This window comes from Streptacidiphilus anmyonensis, assembly GCF_000787855.1.
In the GTDB taxonomy this organism is placed as follows: Bacteria; Actinomycetota; Actinomycetes; order Streptomycetales; family Streptomycetaceae; genus Streptacidiphilus; species Streptacidiphilus anmyonensis.
Window position 1 is genome coordinate 3,275 of sequence record NZ_BBPQ01000147.1, and the last position, 438, is coordinate 3,712.

At 71.9% G+C, this 438-nt stretch carries 1 pseudogene; it reads left to right on the forward strand.

The window, feature by feature from the left end:
* A pseudogene (locus TR50_RS47520) lies at positions 1–438 on the forward strand (amino acid adenylation protein); the annotation flags it as partial.

A 438-nucleotide genomic window follows, 5' to 3' on the forward strand; every position in this document is an offset into this window, starting at 1 on the left:
GGTCCTGTACGCGCTGGCGGTGGTGGTGACGGTCCGGCTGTTCTCGATCCCGATCAAGCCGGGCCTGCACCCCGCCCACGGCAAGGTCGGCTTCTGCGTCTGGGCCGTCCACAACCTCATGGGCTCCGCCCGCAGCACCCTGTTCCCCTTCTACGCCAGCCTCATGACGCCGACCTGGCTGCGCCTGCTCGGCGCCAAGCTCGGCCGCCGCGTCGAAGCCTCCACCGTCATCGGCCTGCCCGGCCTCATGCGCGTCGACGACCACGCCTTCCTCGCCGACGACACCATGGTCGGCTCCTTCGCCCTGGGCGGCGGCTGGATCCGCCTCGGCGTGTCCAGCGTCGGCAAACGCTCCTTCGTCGGCAACTCCGGCATCGTCGGCCCCGGCCGCACCCTGCCCGACGACTCCCTCGTCGGCGTCCTGTCCGACGCACCCCC